At 73.0% G+C, this 15,724-nt stretch carries 13 protein-coding genes; 7 read left to right on the plus strand and 6 right to left on the minus strand.

Annotation, left to right across the window (positions count from 1 at the left end; translation table 11 throughout):
• Positions 1–24 precede the first annotated feature (24 nt).
• From HW837_RS14055 to hemC, 4 genes are all read left to right on the plus strand, one after another.
• The gene (locus tag HW837_RS14055) at positions 25–882 is read left to right on the plus strand and encodes a hypothetical protein (RefSeq protein WP_237270163.1); all 858 of its coding nucleotides are present in this window, start codon (positions 25–27) and stop codon (positions 880–882) included.
• On the plus strand, positions 882–3,398 hold the full coding sequence (locus HW837_RS14060; protein ID WP_237270164.1) for a bifunctional serine/threonine-protein kinase/ABC transporter substrate-binding protein: 2,517 nt from the start codon (positions 882–884) through the stop codon (positions 3,396–3,398). The genes HW837_RS14055 and HW837_RS14060 overlap by 1 nt, the downstream gene beginning before the upstream one ends.
• Positions 3,398–5,662 (plus strand): bifunctional serine/threonine-protein kinase/ABC transporter substrate-binding protein, encoded by a 2,265-nt coding sequence (locus HW837_RS14065; RefSeq protein WP_193379628.1) that lies wholly within the window; start codon positions 3,398–3,400, stop codon positions 5,660–5,662. Before HW837_RS14060 ends, HW837_RS14065 begins: the two co-directional genes overlap by 1 nt.
• 73 nt (positions 5,663–5,735) lie before the next feature.
• A complete protein-coding gene (gene hemC / locus HW837_RS14070) occupies positions 5,736–6,668 on the plus strand; it encodes a hydroxymethylbilane synthase (RefSeq protein ID WP_045560199.1) in 933 nt (310 codons plus the stop codon).
• Between the two features lie 45 nt (positions 6,669–6,713).
• On the opposite strand, the gene HW837_RS14075 is transcribed toward hemC, so the two are convergent.
• The 5 genes from HW837_RS14075 to HW837_RS14095 form a co-directional block, all read right to left on the minus strand.
• Positions 6,714–7,175 carry a GNAT family N-acetyltransferase gene (locus HW837_RS14075; RefSeq protein ID WP_078853698.1) on the minus strand — a complete coding sequence of 154 codons (462 nt, stop codon included), beginning with the start codon at positions 7,173–7,175 and terminating at the stop codon, positions 6,714–6,716.
• A 92-nt stretch (positions 7,176–7,267) separates the two neighbouring features.
• On the minus strand, positions 7,268–8,353 hold the full coding sequence (locus tag HW837_RS14080) for an enoyl-CoA hydratase/isomerase family protein (protein WP_193379627.1): 1,086 nt from the start codon (positions 8,351–8,353) through the stop codon (positions 7,268–7,270).
• A gap of 244 nt (positions 8,354–8,597) precedes the next feature.
• On the minus strand, positions 8,598–8,810 hold the full coding sequence (locus HW837_RS14085) for a hypothetical protein (protein ID WP_045560196.1): 213 nt from the start codon (positions 8,808–8,810) through the stop codon (positions 8,598–8,600).
• A gap of 46 nt (positions 8,811–8,856) precedes the next feature.
• The gene (locus tag HW837_RS14090) at positions 8,857–9,711 is read right to left on the minus strand and encodes a class I SAM-dependent methyltransferase (protein WP_045560195.1); all 855 of its coding nucleotides are present in this window, start codon (positions 9,709–9,711) and stop codon (positions 8,857–8,859) included.
• A 167-nt stretch (positions 9,712–9,878) separates the two neighbouring features.
• Positions 9,879–10,097 (minus strand): hypothetical protein, encoded by a 219-nt coding sequence (locus tag HW837_RS14095; RefSeq protein ID WP_045560194.1) that lies wholly within the window; start codon positions 10,095–10,097, stop codon positions 9,879–9,881.
• A gap of 217 nt (positions 10,098–10,314) precedes the next feature.
• Between HW837_RS14095 and HW837_RS14100 the strand changes: the two genes are divergently transcribed.
• The gene (locus HW837_RS14100; RefSeq protein WP_045560193.1) at positions 10,315–11,130 is read left to right on the plus strand and encodes an SAM-dependent methyltransferase; all 816 of its coding nucleotides are present in this window, start codon (positions 10,315–10,317) and stop codon (positions 11,128–11,130) included.
• 316 nt (positions 11,131–11,446) lie between these two features.
• Here HW837_RS14100 and HW837_RS14105 read toward each other — a convergent pair whose 3' ends face one another.
• Entirely contained in the window at positions 11,447–12,268 is an 822-nt protein-coding gene (locus HW837_RS14105) for an SDR family NAD(P)-dependent oxidoreductase (RefSeq protein WP_045560192.1), read from the minus strand.
• Between the two features lie 116 nt (positions 12,269–12,384).
• On the opposite strand from HW837_RS14105, the gene HW837_RS14110 reads away from it, so the two are divergent.
• The gene (locus HW837_RS14110; RefSeq protein WP_193379626.1) at positions 12,385–12,984 is read left to right on the plus strand and encodes a TetR/AcrR family transcriptional regulator; all 600 of its coding nucleotides are present in this window, start codon (positions 12,385–12,387) and stop codon (positions 12,982–12,984) included.
• Between the two features lie 439 nt (positions 12,985–13,423).
• The gene (locus HW837_RS14115) at positions 13,424–15,703 is read left to right on the plus strand and encodes a M4 family metallopeptidase (RefSeq protein ID WP_193379625.1); all 2,280 of its coding nucleotides are present in this window, start codon (positions 13,424–13,426) and stop codon (positions 15,701–15,703) included.
• The last annotated feature ends 21 nt before the right edge of the window (positions 15,704–15,724 follow it).

Here is a 15,724-nt window from a genome sequence, read left to right on the forward strand (position 1 = left end):
GTACCGCGGTGGAGGGGGCGGGTGTTGGACGACAGAGCAGCTGGACGAAGAGGTCGTTGGCGGCTGAGGGCCGCCGCGTCGGGGGCCGCCGCCGCGGTGTTCCTCGGCGGTTGCAGCGCGGACGCGGCGGAGCGGTCGGGCGAGCCCGGGACCAAGGCGTCCGGGTCGGCGGCACCTTCCGCTTCCGCGTCCGGGCAGTCGGCGGGCGAGGACGCGGAGCCGACGGCGACACCGTCCACCGCACCGTTCACGGCGGCCCCGGACCGCGTACCGCGTGGGCGGAAGGACGGTGCCGCGTTGGCGGAGGCGGTCGCGATGCGGCCGCAGGACTGGGGTTCCGGTTTCGAGGCCCGGCCGCTCGCCCGCAGTGCCGAGGGAACCATCGCCGTGCTCGACGACGAGTGCCGCTGGCAGCGCCGCCCGCTCCCCGGCGACGTACTGGCGTCCCTGTCGCTCTACAGCCAACTGCCCGGCACCGGAAAGCGCGGCACGGTCAGGGTGACCGCGACGGTGACGGTGCACACGGGGGTGCCCGACGCCGACGACCATGTGTCGGCGACGTTGGAGGAGGCGCTGCGCTGCCCCGAGCAGCAGGTCCGCGCCGACGAACGGATCGCCGGACTGATGTCCGTGGGCACCCCGCGAGGCATGCGCGGCAACAACTACGCCGACGACTCGGTCCTGGAGACCGGCGTCTATCTCATCGGCACCGGCAAGGCGGACTACCGCTGGATGGTCACCCGGCTCGGCCAGGTCACCATGACCGTGTCGATCAAGGGCGCGGAGGGCTACACCGTCGACGAACTGGAGCAGTTCATGACGCGCGGTACCACCACCATGCTCCAACGGGTGGCGGACGAGCTGGGCGGGGGCGAGGGCTGATGGAGCGGCTGCGTTCGTCCGACCCGGCGCGGATCGCCGACCACCGGCTGCTCGGCCGGCTCGGCGCCGGCGGCATGGGCGTGGTGTACCTCGCCCGTACGCCGGCCGGTTCGCTGGTGGCGCTGAAGGTCCTGGCGGCGGAGTACGCCGAGGACGCGGGGTTCCGGGAGCGGTTCCGGCGCGAGGTGGAGGTGGCCCGGCGGGTCGACAGCCCCTGGGCGGTGCCGCTGATCGCCGCCGACGCCGACGCGGAGGCGCCGTGGCTGGCGACGGCGTACGTGCCCGGGCCCTCCCTGGCCGAGGCCGTCGCCGTGCACGGGCCGCTCGGCGAGCACGGGCTGCGGGTCCTCGGTGGCCGGCTGGCGCTGGCGCTCGCCGAGGTCCACCGGACCGGGCTGGTCCACCGGGACCTCAAGCCCGGCAACGTCCTGCTGGCGGCGGACGGGCCCCGCCTCATCGACTTCGGCATCGCCCGGGCGCCCGAGGACAGCGGACTCACGGCGACGGGGCTCGTCGTCGGCACGCCCGGCTATCTCTCCCCGGAGCAGGCCGAAGGGCGTGGCGGCCGGACCATCGGCCCGCCCAGCGACGTGTTCTCCCTCGGCTGTGTGCTGGCGTTCGCGGCGACGGGCCGGCCGCCGTTCGGCACGGGGGCGCTCGACGCCCTCCTCTACCGGGCCGTGCACGACCCGGCCGACCTCGACGGCGTACCGGCACCGCTCGGCGCACTGCTGTCGCGCTGCCTGGAGAAGGACCCGGCCGCCCGGCCCGAGGTGGCGGAGCTGATACGGGAGTTGCTCCCCGCGGAGGCGGAGGCGGAGACGGAGGCGGAGGCGGACACGGCCGCCGCCGGCGCGTCCCCGGCAGGTGCCACCGACGGCGCCGCCGACGAAGACTCGGCGGACGAAGGCCTGGCCGGCGAGGCCGCTGCCGGAACCGCCGAAGGCTCCGCCGACGCGCCCTCGACCACCGAAGCCCTGACCGCCGAAGCCTCGACCACCGAGACCTCGGCCGAGACCGCGGCCCAGCCCTCCGACGCTCCCGCCGACAGGCCCGGCGGTGCCTCCGAGTCCTGGCTGCCCGACGAGGTGGTCCGGCTGATCGCCCGGCGCTCCGCCGAGGCGCTCGCCCTGCCGGACATCGACCGCACCGAGATCTCCGCGAGCGCCTCGGCCGCGGGCACCGCCTCGGAAACCGCACCCGTCTCCGCCTCGACGACCACACCGGACGTCGGCCTCCCCGGCACCCCCGCCCCAAGGACCAGCGGCCCCGACGACACCGTGCCCGTCGCCGCGTCCGGCGCCCCTGCCGCCCCCGCGAGGCGGCGCGTCCTCCTCGCCGGCGCCGGTGCGCTGCTCGCCGCAGGGGGCGGCGCGACCTGGTGGGCCGTGGGCCGGGACGGTGGCGGTTCGGGGGACGGGAAGGCGACCGCCTCCTCGCGGCGGGCCGCCCACATCGTCGCGCTGCACGGCGACCTCAGCGGCGACCAGCGGGACACCGGCCGGGCCCAGGAGAACGGACTGCGCCTGGCCGTCGCCGAGTTCAACGCCCGACGCGACGCGCCGTTCCAGGTGGAGGTGCGGGCCGAGGACGACGGCGGCGACCCGGCCGAGTCCGCCCGGGTGGCGAAGCGGCTCGCCGACGACCCCGACGTGGTCGCCGTGGTCGGACCGACCACGGACGCGACCGCCCAGTCGGCGCTGGCGGCCTACGACGCCGCCCTGCTGCCCGTGGTCGCCGTGTCCCCCGGCGCCATCGCCCTGTCCGTACAGGGCTTCCGTCCGTTCCTGCACGCCCGCCTGCCCGACTCCCTGCTGCCGTTCTACATGGACGCGTTCCTGCGGAGCACCCGGCCCCGCCGGGTCGGTGTGGTCGTCGACCGGGCCGCCGACAACTACGGCTGGGAGGTCAGCGCCAATCTGAGCAAGCAACTGCGGGCGGCCGGGCAGCCGTACGTGCCCCGTGTGGTCAGCACCATGCGGACCGGCTTCGGGGACACCGTGGACGACCTGCTGGCCGCCGACATCGACTCGTTCGCCTTCGCCGGACTGTCCGACCGGGGCGCGTCGTTCGCCCGGACCCTGCGCGAGCGCGGCTTCACCGGTGCCCGCGCCGGCGGACCGGCCCTGCTCGACGCCCGTTTCCTCACGGCGGCGAAGGAGGCCGCCGACGGCTGGACGATCGTCGCACCGGTCGTCGAACCGGCGGACGTCCCCGAGGCGAAGGCCTTCGTCGACGCCTACCGGAAGCGGTGGAAGAAGGCTCCGCCCCGGTACGCGGCGGAGGCCTACGACGTGACGTCGATGGTGCTCACCTCGCTCGCGGATCTCCCCTCCCGGAGCCGTACCCGCGAGGACCTGCTCGCCGCGCTGCGGGCCGTCAAGTACCAGGGCGTCACCCGGACGTACGCGTTCCAGAAGAACGGTCTGCCGGTCATCGACGGCACCGGCGGCTACCTCTGGCGCGTCGAGAACGGAGCGTTCGTGTACGGCGGCCCGGCGCCGCTGACCGCCTGATGGAGCCACTGCGCACCGCCGATCCGTCACGGCTGGGCGACTACCGCCTGCTGCGGCGGCTCGGCGCCGGCGGCATGGGCGTCGTGTTCCTGGCCCGCGCGCCCGGCGGCGCCTACGCCGCGGTCAAGGTCGTCCGGTCGTCCCACGCCGACGACGCCGGATTCCGGGCCCGGTTCCGCCGCGAGATCGAGGTGGCCCGGCAGGTGGACAGCCCCTGGGTGGTCCCCCTGCTGGACGCGGACGCCGACGCGGAGGATCCGTGGCTGGCGACCCCGTTCGTACCGGGCCCCTCGCTCTCGGAGGCGCTGGAGGGCCACGGCCCGTGGTCCCCCGCGTCCGTGGCCGTGCTGGGGCTGCGGCTCGCCGAGGCGCTCGACTCGGTCCACCGGGCGGGCCTGGTGCACCGCGACGTGAAACCGGGGAACGTGCTGCTGGCCCCGGACGGTCCGCGCCTGATCGACTTCGGTATCGCGCGCTCGCCGGACGGGGCGGCGCTCACCTCCACCGGGGTCATCGTGGGCTCGCCCGGCTTCCTGTCGCCCGAACAGGCACGGGCGCGCGGCGCGGGGATCGGCCCGCCCAGCGATGTCTTCTCGCTGGGCTGCGTCCTGGCCTTCGCCGCGACCGGGGTCCGCCCGTTCGGCACCGGCGCGGCCGCCGGGGTGCTGCTGCGCACGGTCTACGACGAGCCCGAGCTGCCCGGTGTCCCGGAAGAGCTGGAGCCGGTCGTACGGGCGTGTCTGGACAAGGATCCGGCGCGCCGGCCCACCGCCGTCGAGGTCGGTGCGGCGCTGGACGCGGCGGTGACGGCCGATCGGGAGCGGTGGCTGCCGGAGCCGGTGACCCGGCTGATCGTGGAGCGGTCGGCGGCGGTGCTCGCGATGGGGGCGATCGAGCCGACCCGGGTGAGCGCACCGGCGTCGTCCGCGTCGGCACCGGCCCCGGCATCGGCGGCGGTCCCGGGTTCCGCGCCGGACGTGGTGACGGTGACGTCGCTCGGCGAGCCGGGGCGCGAGGCCCGGACACAGGACCGGGCTCGGGCCACGAGTCGCCGCGGTTTCCTGGCACTCGGCTCCACGGGGGCGGCCGGACTGCTGGCGGCCGGCGGCGGCGCCTGGTGGTGGCGGAACCGGGGCGAGCGGAAGCCCGGTGCGGGAGGCCCGCCGACGTCCGGCACGCGCGCCGACCTCGTCGTGGCCTTCCAGGGCGACCTCTCGGGCGCGACCGGCGAGATCGGGCGGGCCCAGCTCGACGGCGCCCGGCTGGCCGCCGAGCGTGTGAACGCCGACGACGACCGACCGCTGCGGCTGACGCTGCGCGCGTACGACGACAAGGGCGAGCCCGACCGGACCCTGGACCGGGCGACGCGGCTGGCGAAGGACGACCAGGTCCTCGCGGTGCTGGGACCGACCACGAACGCCTGTTTCCTCGCCACGGAGGCCACGTACACCAAGGCCGTACTCCCCGTGGTCTCCGTGTCGGTGGGCGTGTCGTCGCAGGTCAGGAACGCCGACGCGTCGACGTTCCGTTCGCACGCACAGCTCTCGCCGGAGGAGGAGCTGCTCGCCGCCCCGTGCAACGTCTATCTGACCGGCGGGGCCGACGCGCGCAAGGTGTTCCTGGTCGAGGACCGGGCCGAGGGCGACTTCGCCTGGTCCTTCTGCAACTACATCCAGCGGGCGCTCGGCCGCGACGGCAGGGACACGAGCCTCACGAGTGTCACCGCCGGAACGTTCGACCACACCGCGCTCGCCGCGCGGGTCGTCGCGTCCGGGTCGGACGCGGTCGTCTTCAGCGGCGGGCAGGAACGAGCGGGCGCCTTCGCCGCCGCGCTGCGCGAGGCGGGGTTCTCGGGAGCCCGGGTCGCCACCCAACGGGCGTTCGGTCCACGGTTCTTGAAGCGCGCGGGCCGGGCGGCCGACGGCTGGGTCCTCGCCACCACCTTCATCGATCCGACGGCGACCCCGGCGGCCCGCTCGTTCACCGAGAAGTACGAGGCCCGGTACGGGGAGCGGCCCGGCCGGTACGCGGCGGAGGCGTACGACGCGGTGCTGTTCCTGGCCGAGGCGTGCACCGACGGGAAGGCGGCCCTGCGGGAGCGCGGCGCGATCGTACGCCGTATGCGGGAGGTCTCCTACGCCGGCATCAGCCGGACCGTCGCGTACACCCCGGACGCCGGATACAACCACGACGCGTTGTTCCTGTACCGCGTAGCCGAAGGGGAGTTCGACTTCCTGGGGCAGTACCAGCGGGCGAAGGTGTGACGGCGGCGGTCGGACCGGGGGCCAGGGTCGAGAGTGGTCATCGGGCCCGGTCCCGAGGGGCTATCGTGCCTTCATGTCGCAGGATTTGATTCGTATCGTCTCCCGAGACTCGCCCATGGCTCTGGCGCAGGTGGAGCGCGTACGCGCCGAACTCGCCGTGCTCCACCCGGCGCTGCGCACCGAGGTGGTCCCCGTGAAGACGACCGGGGACAAGTGGATGGGCGATCTCTCCCAGGTCGAGGGCAAGGGGGCCTTCACCAAGGAGGTCGACGCCGCGCTCGTCGCGGGCGAGGCCGATCTCGCGGTGCACTGCGTGAAGGACATCCCGGCCGACCGGCCCCTCCCGGCCGGCACGATGTTCGCGGCGTTCCTGAAGCGGGACGACATCCGGGACGCGCTCGTGGACCCCGCCGGGCGCACCCTGGACGAGCTGCCCGCCGGAACCCGTATCGGCACCTCCTCCGTACGGCGTACCGCGCAACTGGCCGCCTCCCACCCGCACTTGGACTGTGTGCCGTTCCGCGGCAACGCCAACCGCAGGCTGGAGAAGCTGGCCGCGGGCGAGGCGGACGCGCTGCTGCTGGCCGTCTCCGGGCTGGAGCGGATCGGCCGTGCGGACGTGATCAGCGAGATCCTGTCCGTCGAGACGATGATGCCCCCCATCGGCGCGGGCGTGCTGGCCCTCCAGTGCCGGGAGGGCGACACCGACACCATCGACACGGTCAGTGGGCTCGGTGATCCCGACACCCACCGCGAGACCCTCGCCGAGCGGATGTTCCTGCATGTGCTGCAGGGCCACTGCAACAGCCCCATCGCCGGGTTCGCCCGCACCGACCGCGGCGGCGAACTCTCCCTGCGGGCCTCGGTGTTCACCCCCGACGGCAAGACCGTCCTCAACGCCCACGAGTGGGCGGGCCGCCTCGACCCCGCGACCCTGGGCACCTCCGTCGCGGTGGCCCTCCTCCGTCAGGGCGCCCGCGACCTCATCGACGGCATCGCGCACTGATCCGCGACGACCGCGCCGACTCCTCTCCGACGCCTGGCCGGGCGGTCAGTCGAGTCGGCGGGCCAGTACCTGGCCCGGCCAGGTGCCGGAGAGGAAGGGCGTGGTCCGGGTGAAGCCGTTGCGTTCGTAGAACGCGACGAGGCGACCGCCGTCGCCCGCCCAGCAGTCGACGCGGAGGAGTTCCACGCCGGCGCGACGGGTTTCGTCGACGGCGTGGGAGAGCAGGGCCGCGCCGATGCCGTGACCGGCGTGCCGGCGGTCGGAGACGAGGAGGCGGACGTAGCGCTCGGGTTCGTCGGCCGGGGGGATCGGCATCTGCGGGCTGGGGCCGGAGTCCAGGACGAGGGCCCCGACGGGTGTGCCGTCCCACTCCGCGATGTACGGGGCGTTCTCGGTCGTGTAGCGATCGATCCGTGACGGTCCGTCGGGTCGCGCCGAGTACGGGATGGTGCCCCATTGTTCGGTGTTGCCGCGCGCGTTCATCCAGGCCACCGCCGCGTCGAGCATACGGAGGATGGCGGGCGCGTCGGCCGGGCCGCCGGGCCTGATCCGCAGGGATCCGGGGGCTTCGGGGGTGGGGGGAGTGTGAGGGGTGTGGGTCACGTCGGCAGCCTAGGTGTTGTCGTGTTCGGTGCGACCGGGCCGAGGCCGAGTTCGCGGTCGCCGAGCGGGGCGAAGAAGCGGTTCACGTCGGCGTCGGTGACGTCGGAGAGCGTGGCCGGGGTCCAGCGGGGGCGGCGGTCCTTGTCGATGACCTGGGCCCGGATGCCCTCGACGAGGTCGGCGGTGGCCAGCGCGGCGCAGGAGACGCGGTACTCCTGGTCCAGCGCCTCTTCCAGGGAGCCGAGGACCCGGGCCCGCCGCACGGCGGTGAGGGTGACCTTGACCGCGGTGGGGGACTTGACCAGCAGGGTCTCGGCGGTCTCCTTCGCCGCCGGATCGCCGTGGGCGAGCAGTCGGCGGACGATCTCCTCGGCCGTGTGTGCGGCGAAACAGGCGTCGATCCAGTCCCGCCGCTCAGCCAACTCACCCGGCGGCGCCTGCCGTACGTGCCGTGCGACGGCTTCCCGGACGGGCAGGGCGGCGAGGTCGTCCAGGAGCGCGCCGAGCGACGCGGACGGTACGTAGTGGTCGGCGAGACCGCACAGCAGGGCGTCGCCGGCGCCGACGGCCGCGCCCGTGAGGGCGAGGAGGGTGCCGAGTTCGCCCGGCGCGAGGGCCAGCAGACGGGTGCCGCCGACGTCCGGGACGAAGCCGATGCCGGTCTCGGGCATGGCGATCCGCGACCGTTCGGTGACGATCCGGACCCTGCCGTGCGCGGAGATCCCGACGCCGCCGCCCATCACGATGCCGTCCATGACGGCGACATAGGGCTTGGGGTAGTGGGCGATACGGGCGTTGAGGTGGTACTCGTCGCGCCAGAACGCGGCCGAGGCGGTGCCGTCCCCGTCGCGGGCGTCGTCGTGCACGACCCGGATGTCGCCGCCCGCGCACAGTCCGCGCTCCCCCGCGCCGGTGACGACGACGGTCTCCACGGCCGGGTCGTCCTCCCAGGCGGTGAGCGCCTCGTCGATGCGCCGCACCATGGTGTGGTCGAGGGCGTTGAGGGCCCTCGGGCGGTTGAGGACGATGTGGGCGGCCCGGCCGTTGGTGTGCAGGAGGACGGGCTCCTCGGCGCCGCTCACCTGTCCCCTCCCGCCCGACGTCGGGTCACGTTCCCTTGGACACGCATGATCTGGTCGTTCCTTCCGGCTCCGAACCGGCGACCGCCCGTCATGAGACGGACCCCGCTCCCCGCTGGAGCCGGGCGGGCACGGTCACCGGCGACGCCCTGAGCTTGCCGCTACCCGGGCCCGTCGAGCCTACTCGCACATGATCACCGGCCGACCGCGAGCTCCCGGGCCCGCGAGGGGAGGCGCGGTCGGCGGGTCAGCCCGTGCCGACCGCCCCACGGGCGTCCACCTCCGCCGACAGCGCGTGCGCGGCCCCGTCGACCGCCTCCACCGCGCCCTGCCGGTCGAGGCGGAACAGCAGGGTGCCACTGGCCTGGGTCCAGGTGCGGGCCTGCGGGGTGTGGCCCACGGAGGAGAAGAAGACGCCGGTCCTCTTCTCCCGGGCGGCGACGCCGTGCAGTTGCTGCACGGTGGGACGACCGGTGGGCTTGCCCTTCAGGCAGTTCCCGCTTTCGTCACCGCTTCCGTTTCCGCCAGATCCTGATCTCGGTCGCCGGAAGGCGCTCCGCGAAACGGCCGTCGGGGGCCGTGGACGCCAGCAACGTCCGCAGGTCCCGCTCGAAGTCCGGCAGTCCGTCGCCGAACAGGTGGGGCGCGGAATCGGATCGGGAGAACGCCCACGCGACGATGTCGTCCCGGGAACGGGTGACGATCTGCCCCGCCGGCACGACCAGGCGCGTGAGGTCCTCGAAGCCGGCACGCTCGATGATCGCCGCCTCTCCCCCGGGCGTGCCGTCGACCAGGACGCCCTGCCCCGCGCGCCGCACCGGGCCCAGACAGCGGCGTACCAGCTCCCGGATCCGGTCGTACGGTGGCGCGGGCGCCGACAGCGGCGGCAGGGGTGCGGGGACCGGCTCGGGGTGCGGCCCGTGCAGGTCGCTGACGTGGACGAGCGCGCCGTCCGGCTCCAGCATCCGCAGCACGGTGGCCGCGACCCGGTCCCGGTCCGTCCAGTGGAAGGACTGTGCGAAGACCACGGCCCGGAAGGTCCCGAGCCCCGCCGGCAGGTCCTCGGCGCGGGCGGCCACCCAGCGCGCGTTGGTCACTCCCAGGCGTCGGGCGCGGCGCTCGGCCTCGGCCAGCATGTCCTCGTCGGGATCGACGCCGACGGCCTCCGTGACGTATCGCGCCATCGGCAGCAGCACGGTCCCGGGTCCGCAGCCGACGTCGAGGAGCCGGCCGCGACCGTCCAGTCCGAGGGCTCCGGCGAGGACGTCCGCGAAACCGGGGGCGTACGGAAGCCGCCCCCGCTCGTAGTACGCCGCGCTCCCCCGGAAGAGCGTGGGGTCCCACTCCCATCCGTCCGGCACGCCGCCTCCCTTACCTCTCCGCTCACCGCCTCCCGGTGCCGGAGCGGGCTGCTCCCATAGGTTCCGTCGAACTCCGCCAGGTTCCGTCGAACTCCTCACCGTACGGGCCGTGCCCGACACCGTACGGCCGTGGCCCGCCACGGACTCGGCCGTAGCCCGATGTGGTGTCAGGCGCCGAAGCCGAGCAGGGCGACCTCCAACGGGAGTGCGGGGCGCTCGGGGAGGGCCGGAGGCGCTTCTCCACGGCTGGTGTGGGTGGGCGGGACGGCACGGAGTGCCTTTATCCCGTCGGCGGCCCATCCCGCGTCCGTCGGAGGCAGCGACAGGGTCATGCGCCGGCCGTCGGCCAGCGTGGTCTCGATCGTGCCCGGGTCGTTCGTCGTCATGGCAACCCACCTCCGTCGCAGGCCGGATGCGTCCGGCCTCACCCGATGGACGCGCGGCGCCGCCCGAGAAGTTCCCGGGGTGCCCCACCGGACGCGGCCGCGCCGGGAAACGCCTGCTCGGACGTCCCAGAAGTGTGAACTGGCGTACGAGACAAGGGTGTCGGGACGTAGGTTGTGTCCGGAACTCCTCGCTTCGGCTGAAAGACGGACGGTAGACATGACCGACCACGCGACCACGCCCGGTCCGGCTGCGCATCAGAAGATCGACACCTCGGTGCCCCACTCGGCCCGTATCTGGAACTACTGGCTGGGCGGGAAGGACAACTACCCCGTCGACGAGCAGGCCGGTGACGCCTACACCGCCGTGTTCCCCGGCATCGTGACCATCGCCCGCGGCAGCCGTGCCTTCCTGCGCCGCACCATCACCCACCTGGTCACCGAGGCGGGCATACGGCAGTTCCTGGACGTCGGCACCGGCCTGCCGACCGCCGAGAACACCCACGAGGTGGCCCAGCGGATCGCCCCGGAGTCGCGGATCGTCTACGTCGACAACGACCCCCTGGTCCTGGCCCACGCCCGCGCCCTGCTCTACTCCACCCCGGAGGGCGCGACCGCCTACGTGGACGCCGACGTGCTCGACCCCGACCGCATCCTCGCGGCCGCCGCCGACACCCTGGACCTCAAGCGGCCCACCGCGCTGATCCTCAGCAACATCCTGGGCCATGTGGCCGACCACGACCAGGCGCGGTCCGTCGTCGACAGCCTGATGGGGGCGCTCCCGGCCGGCAGCTACCTCGCCGTCAACGACGGTTCCCGGGGCATCGACCCGGTCTTCGAGCGGGCCCAGGACAGCTACAACGAGAGCGGCGCCGTACCGTACAACCTGCGTACCGTCGACGAGATCACGTCCTTCTTCGACGGCCTGGAACTCCTCGACCCCGGTGTGGTGTCGGTCCCCCTGTGGCGCCCGGACACCACCGACCCCGCCCCCGAGGTCGTCGCCGAACACGGCGGCCTCGCCCGCAAGCGGTGAGGAGCGCCCCGCAGACGGTGAGGGGCCGCTGAAAATCGGCTGACGCAGGTAGGCCGGGCGCCTCCGGCAGGCTTCCCGGCGATGACCGATGACCCGCAAGCGGACAGGAGTACACCTCTGCGGGCACGCCGCACCGGGCCGGGGCGGTCCTTGCGCTCGGTGACGTCCCGTCGGCGGGCGTGGACCGGGCGGCGAGGCCGCCCGGTCCACGGGCGACTCCGGCGGATCTCGCCGGTACGGCGCGCTTCTCCGCGCACGCCCGACCCCGCGACTGAGCGGCGGGACGGGGACGGGAATGTCGTGGCGCGGGACAGGGTCAGCCCGGGGCGATACGGCTGAGGTGCTCCCAGGACCGGTACAGATCCGCTTGGGCCTGGTCCATCTCCAGGACGTGATCGAAGGACTGGCTGCCGACGATCAGCCGTCGGGGCGGGTCCGGCAGTGCGGCCAGCTCCATGATGACCGGAGCAGCCGTGCCGGGCTCCGGGGGGACGGCGTCGCCCCACATCGCCTCCATCTCGGTGCGCAGGGACTGATACCGCGCCAGGGGTTCGGTGGTCGTGGTGCCGGTGGTGAACAGGCCGGTGTCATAGCCGCCCATCTGCACGATGGTGACCTTGATGCCGAACCCCTCGACCTCCATCGCCAGTGCCTCGCTGACCGAGTCCAGCGCGGCCTTGCCTGCGCCGTAGAAGCCGACGGTGGCCATGCCACCGCCGCTGCCCATCGAGGTGACCTGGAGGAGCCGTCCCCCGCCTTGGGCGCGTAAGTGGGGAAGGGCCGCCTGAGCCACCCACACAGCGCCGAAGAAGTTCACATCCATATGTGCCCGGATCTGCTCCTCCGTGGCCTCCTCCACCATCCCGTAGAGCATTCCGCCGGCGTTGTTGACGACGACGTCCAGCCTGCCGAACGCAGCTGCCGCCCGCTCCACCCCGTCGAACACGGCCCGGCGGTCGGTGACATCCAATGCGAGCGGGACCAGGCAGTCGGGGTACTTCTCGGTCAGTTCCTCCAGAGGCTCGACGTTGCGGGCGGCAGCCACTACGCGGTCGCCGCCCGCCAAGGCGGCCTCGGCGAAAGCCCTGCCCAGGCCCCGGGATGCGCCGGTGATGAGCCAGACTCTTGCGTTCGCCACGGTTCCTCACTCTCAGTAAACGAAACGGTTCGTTTCGATTCCTTTCCAGCCTAGGGCATGCTCCGGTTCCTTTCAACACGGAGCGTCTCGTTTCGTTTAGGGGTTAGGCTGGCCGCATGTCCAACGAGAAGGGGCCGGACCACTCCCGGCGCAAGGAACGGTCCCGGCAGGCAATCCTCGCGGCCACCCGCGCCCTGGTCGCGGAGGAGGCGTACGAGAAGGTCACGGTCGAAGCCATCGCCGCCCGCGCCGGCGTCGGCAAGCAGACGATCTATCGGCGGTGGCCGTCGAAGAGCGCGGTCGTCTTCGCCGCCCTTCTGGCTCTGAGTGAGGATGCGGACGGACAGTCGGTCACGCTGCCGGACACGGGCGACCTCGAGGCCGACCTCAAGCTCGTCATGCGTGCCACGGCGGAGGAGTTCGCCGACCCGTCCTTCGACAGGCTGATCCGGGCCCTCAATACCGAGATCGCCAACGATGCCGCGCTGGCGGCCGAGTACCGGGAGAAGCTGGCCCAGCCGCTGGAAGAGGCGAAGAAGGCGCGCTTGCGCAGCGCCCAGAAGGCCGGCCAGCTCGACGCGGACGCCGACCTCGACCTGGCCCTGGAAGTGCTCTACGCCCCCCTCTTCCAGCGGTGGTTGCACCGCAGCGGTCCGCTGACCGCCGCATACGCCGACTCACTTGTCCACGCGACTCTCAGAGCTTTCGGCCCCTGAACAGGAGCGCATCCACAACCGCAAAGCCAGGCCCGGTCGGCGCCTCCTGCCCGCCTTGCGGAGGCGAACGGCGAACTGCCCCTGCCGTGGCTCGTGTCGGCGGTCCTGCGGCTCGGCCCGCTCGCCGCGCCGGCTGTGACCGCGCACTCCGCACGCCGCGCTCCTACGAACGACCCTCCCTCCTCAGGGCGTTGGCGGCCGTCGCGCCGCCGGGCGAGCGGCTGGTCACCCGCGCTCGTTGATCGATCACTTTCCGGCCAAACACTTGTTGTGCTCCTGACACAGGAGCTCCACATCTGTCACTCTGTGCACACCCCGTCTCACGACGGCGCACGCGCACCCGCATCGCAGCACTCCCTGCACCACCCGGTGCCTCGACCCGTGCACCGGGGCCTTCGTACGGCCGCGCGTCCGACGCGGCCGCAGCTAAGGAGTTCGCGTGAGATCCACCCCCCACAGACGCACCACGGCCACGGCCGCCCTCGTGGTCGCGGCGGCGGTACTCGCCGTCGCCGTCCCGGGCGCCCCCGCGATCGCACGTGGTGACGGCGGCGAAGGCACCGTCCGTCCCGCGGCGGCCCGGGCGGACCGCGGGGCACTTCCCGCCCAGCTCACCCCCGCCCAGCGGGCGACCCTCGTCCGGCAGGCCGAGAAGGCCACGGACCGGACCGAGGACCGCCTGGACCTCGGCAGCCAGGAGGAGTTGCGGGTCCGCGACGTCGTCAAGGACGCCGACGGCACCGTGCACACCCGCTACGAGCGCACCTTCGCCGGTCTGCCCGTGCTCGGCGGCGACCTGGTCGTGCACACCGCCAGGTCCGGCGCGGTCGAGAGCGTCACCCGGGCCTACAAGCCCGAGTTGAAGGTGTCGGACCTCAGCCCCGAGGTCAGCCGGGCCACCGCCGAGAAGCAGGCGCTCAAGGCGGCGAAGGAGGAGGGGTCCACCAAGACCGCTCCGGACAGCAGCCGCAAGGTCGTCTGGGCCGCCAAGGGCACGCCGACCCTCGCCTACGAGACCGTCGTCAGCGGCTTCCAGCACGACGACACGCCCAGTGAGCTGCACGTCGTCACCGACGCGCAGACCGGGAAGAAGCTGTACGAGTACGAGGCCGTGCACACCGGCACGGGCAACACCCGCTACAGCGGCACGGTCACCCTCGGCACCAGCCAGTCCGGCTCGTCGTACACGCTGACCGACGCGGAGCGGGGCAACCACCGCACGTACAACCTGAACCGGGGCTCCTCCGGCACCGGCACGCTGTTCAGCGGCGCCGACGACGTCTGGGGCGACGGCACCACCGCCAACCTGGAGACGGCGGGCGCCGACGCCCACTACGGCGCCGCGCTGACCTGGGACTACTACAAGAACGTGCACGGCCGCAACGGGCTGCGCAACGACGGCGTCGCGCCGTACAGCCGGGTGCACTACGGCAACAACTACGTCAACGCGTTCTGGCAGGACTCCTGCTTCTGCATGACGTACGGCGACGGATCGGGCAACGCCAACCCGCTCACCTCGATCGACGTGGCCGCGCACGAGATGACCCACGGTCTGACCTCGGTCACCGCGGGCCTCAACTACAGCGGCGAGTCGGGCGGGTTGAACGAGGCGACCTCCGACATCTTCGCCGCCGCCGTGGAGTTCGCCGCCGGCAACAGCGAGGACGTCGGGGACTACCTGGTCGGCGAGAAGATCGACATCAACGGCGACGGCACACCGCTGCGGTACATGGACAAGCCCAGCAAGGACGGCTCCTCGCGCGACTACTGGTCCTCCACGCTCGGCAACGTCGACGTCCACTACTCCTCGGGCCCGGCCAACCACTGGTACTACCTGGCCTCCGAGGGCAGCGGCGCCAAGGTCGTCAACGGTGTCTCCTACGACTCGCCGACGTTCGACGGGCTGCCGGTGACCCCGATAGGCCGGGACGCCGCCGAGAAGATCTGGTTCCGGGCGCTCACCACGTACATGACGTCCACGACCAACTACGCGGGCGCCCGCACCGCCACCCTCCAGGCCGCCGCCGACCTGTACGGGCTCGGCACGGTGACCTACAACAACACCGCCAACGCCTGGGCCGCGATCAACGTCGGCTCGCGGATCCTCGACGGCGTGACGGTCGTCCCGCCGGCCGCCCAGTACTCCCTGGTCGGCCAGTCGGTCACGCTGGACGTCCAGGCGTCCTCCACCAACCCCGGCGCCCTGTCGTACGCGGCCACCGGGCTGCCTGCCGGGCTGTCCCTCGACGCCGCCACGGGCCGGATCTCCGGCACCCCGACCGCAGCCGGCAACTCGACGGTCACGGTCACCGTGACGGACGCGGCCGGCGAGACCGGCACGGCGAGCTTCGCCTGGCGCGTGGACGAGGAGGGGAACCAGTCGGTGTTCGAGAACACCGCCGACTACCAGATCCCCGACAACTCCACCGTGGAGTCCCCGATCAACGTCAACCGGGCCGGAACGGCGCCCAGCACGCTCTCCGTGGACGTGAACATCGTCCACACCTGGCGCGGTGACCTGGTCGTGGACCTCGTGGCCCCGGACGGCACGGCGTACCGGCTGAAGAACTCCTCGTCCTCCGACTCGGCGGACAACGTGATCGCGACGTACACGGTGGACGCCTCCTCGGAGACGGCCGCCGGCACCTGGAAGCTGCGGGTGCAGGACGTCGCCAGCCTCGACACCGGCTACATCAACAGCTGGAAGCTGACGTTCTGACGAACCGTCGACTCCCGTCCC

Origin of the sequence: Streptomyces caniscabiei (genome assembly GCF_014930365.1) — a bacterium.
Classification (GTDB): domain Bacteria; phylum Actinomycetota; class Actinomycetes; order Streptomycetales; family Streptomycetaceae; genus Streptomyces; species Streptomyces caniscabiei.

Excerpts from the sequence above, each read along its gene's own strand:
- HW837_RS14065 (WP_193379628.1), top strand. The coding sequence starts at position 3,398 with ATGGAGCCACTGCGCACCGCCGATCCGTCACGGCTGGGCGACTACCGC.
- HW837_RS14075 (WP_078853698.1), bottom strand. The coding sequence starts at position 7,175 with ATGCTCGACGCGGCGGTGGCCTGGATGAACGCGCGCGGCAACACCGAA.
- HW837_RS14060 (WP_237270164.1), top strand. The coding sequence starts at position 882 with ATGGAGCGGCTGCGTTCGTCCGACCCGGCGCGGATCGCCGACCACCGG.
- HW837_RS14110 (WP_193379626.1), top strand. The coding sequence starts at position 12,385 with ATGTCCAACGAGAAGGGGCCGGACCACTCCCGGCGCAAGGAACGGTCC.
- HW837_RS14100 (WP_045560193.1), top strand. The coding sequence starts at position 10,315 with ATGACCGACCACGCGACCACGCCCGGTCCGGCTGCGCATCAGAAGATC.
- HW837_RS14095 (WP_045560194.1), bottom strand. The coding sequence starts at position 10,097 with ATGACGACGAACGACCCGGGCACGATCGAGACCACGCTGGCCGACGGC.
- hemC (WP_045560199.1), top strand. The coding sequence starts at position 5,736 with ATGTCGCAGGATTTGATTCGTATCGTCTCCCGAGACTCGCCCATGGCT.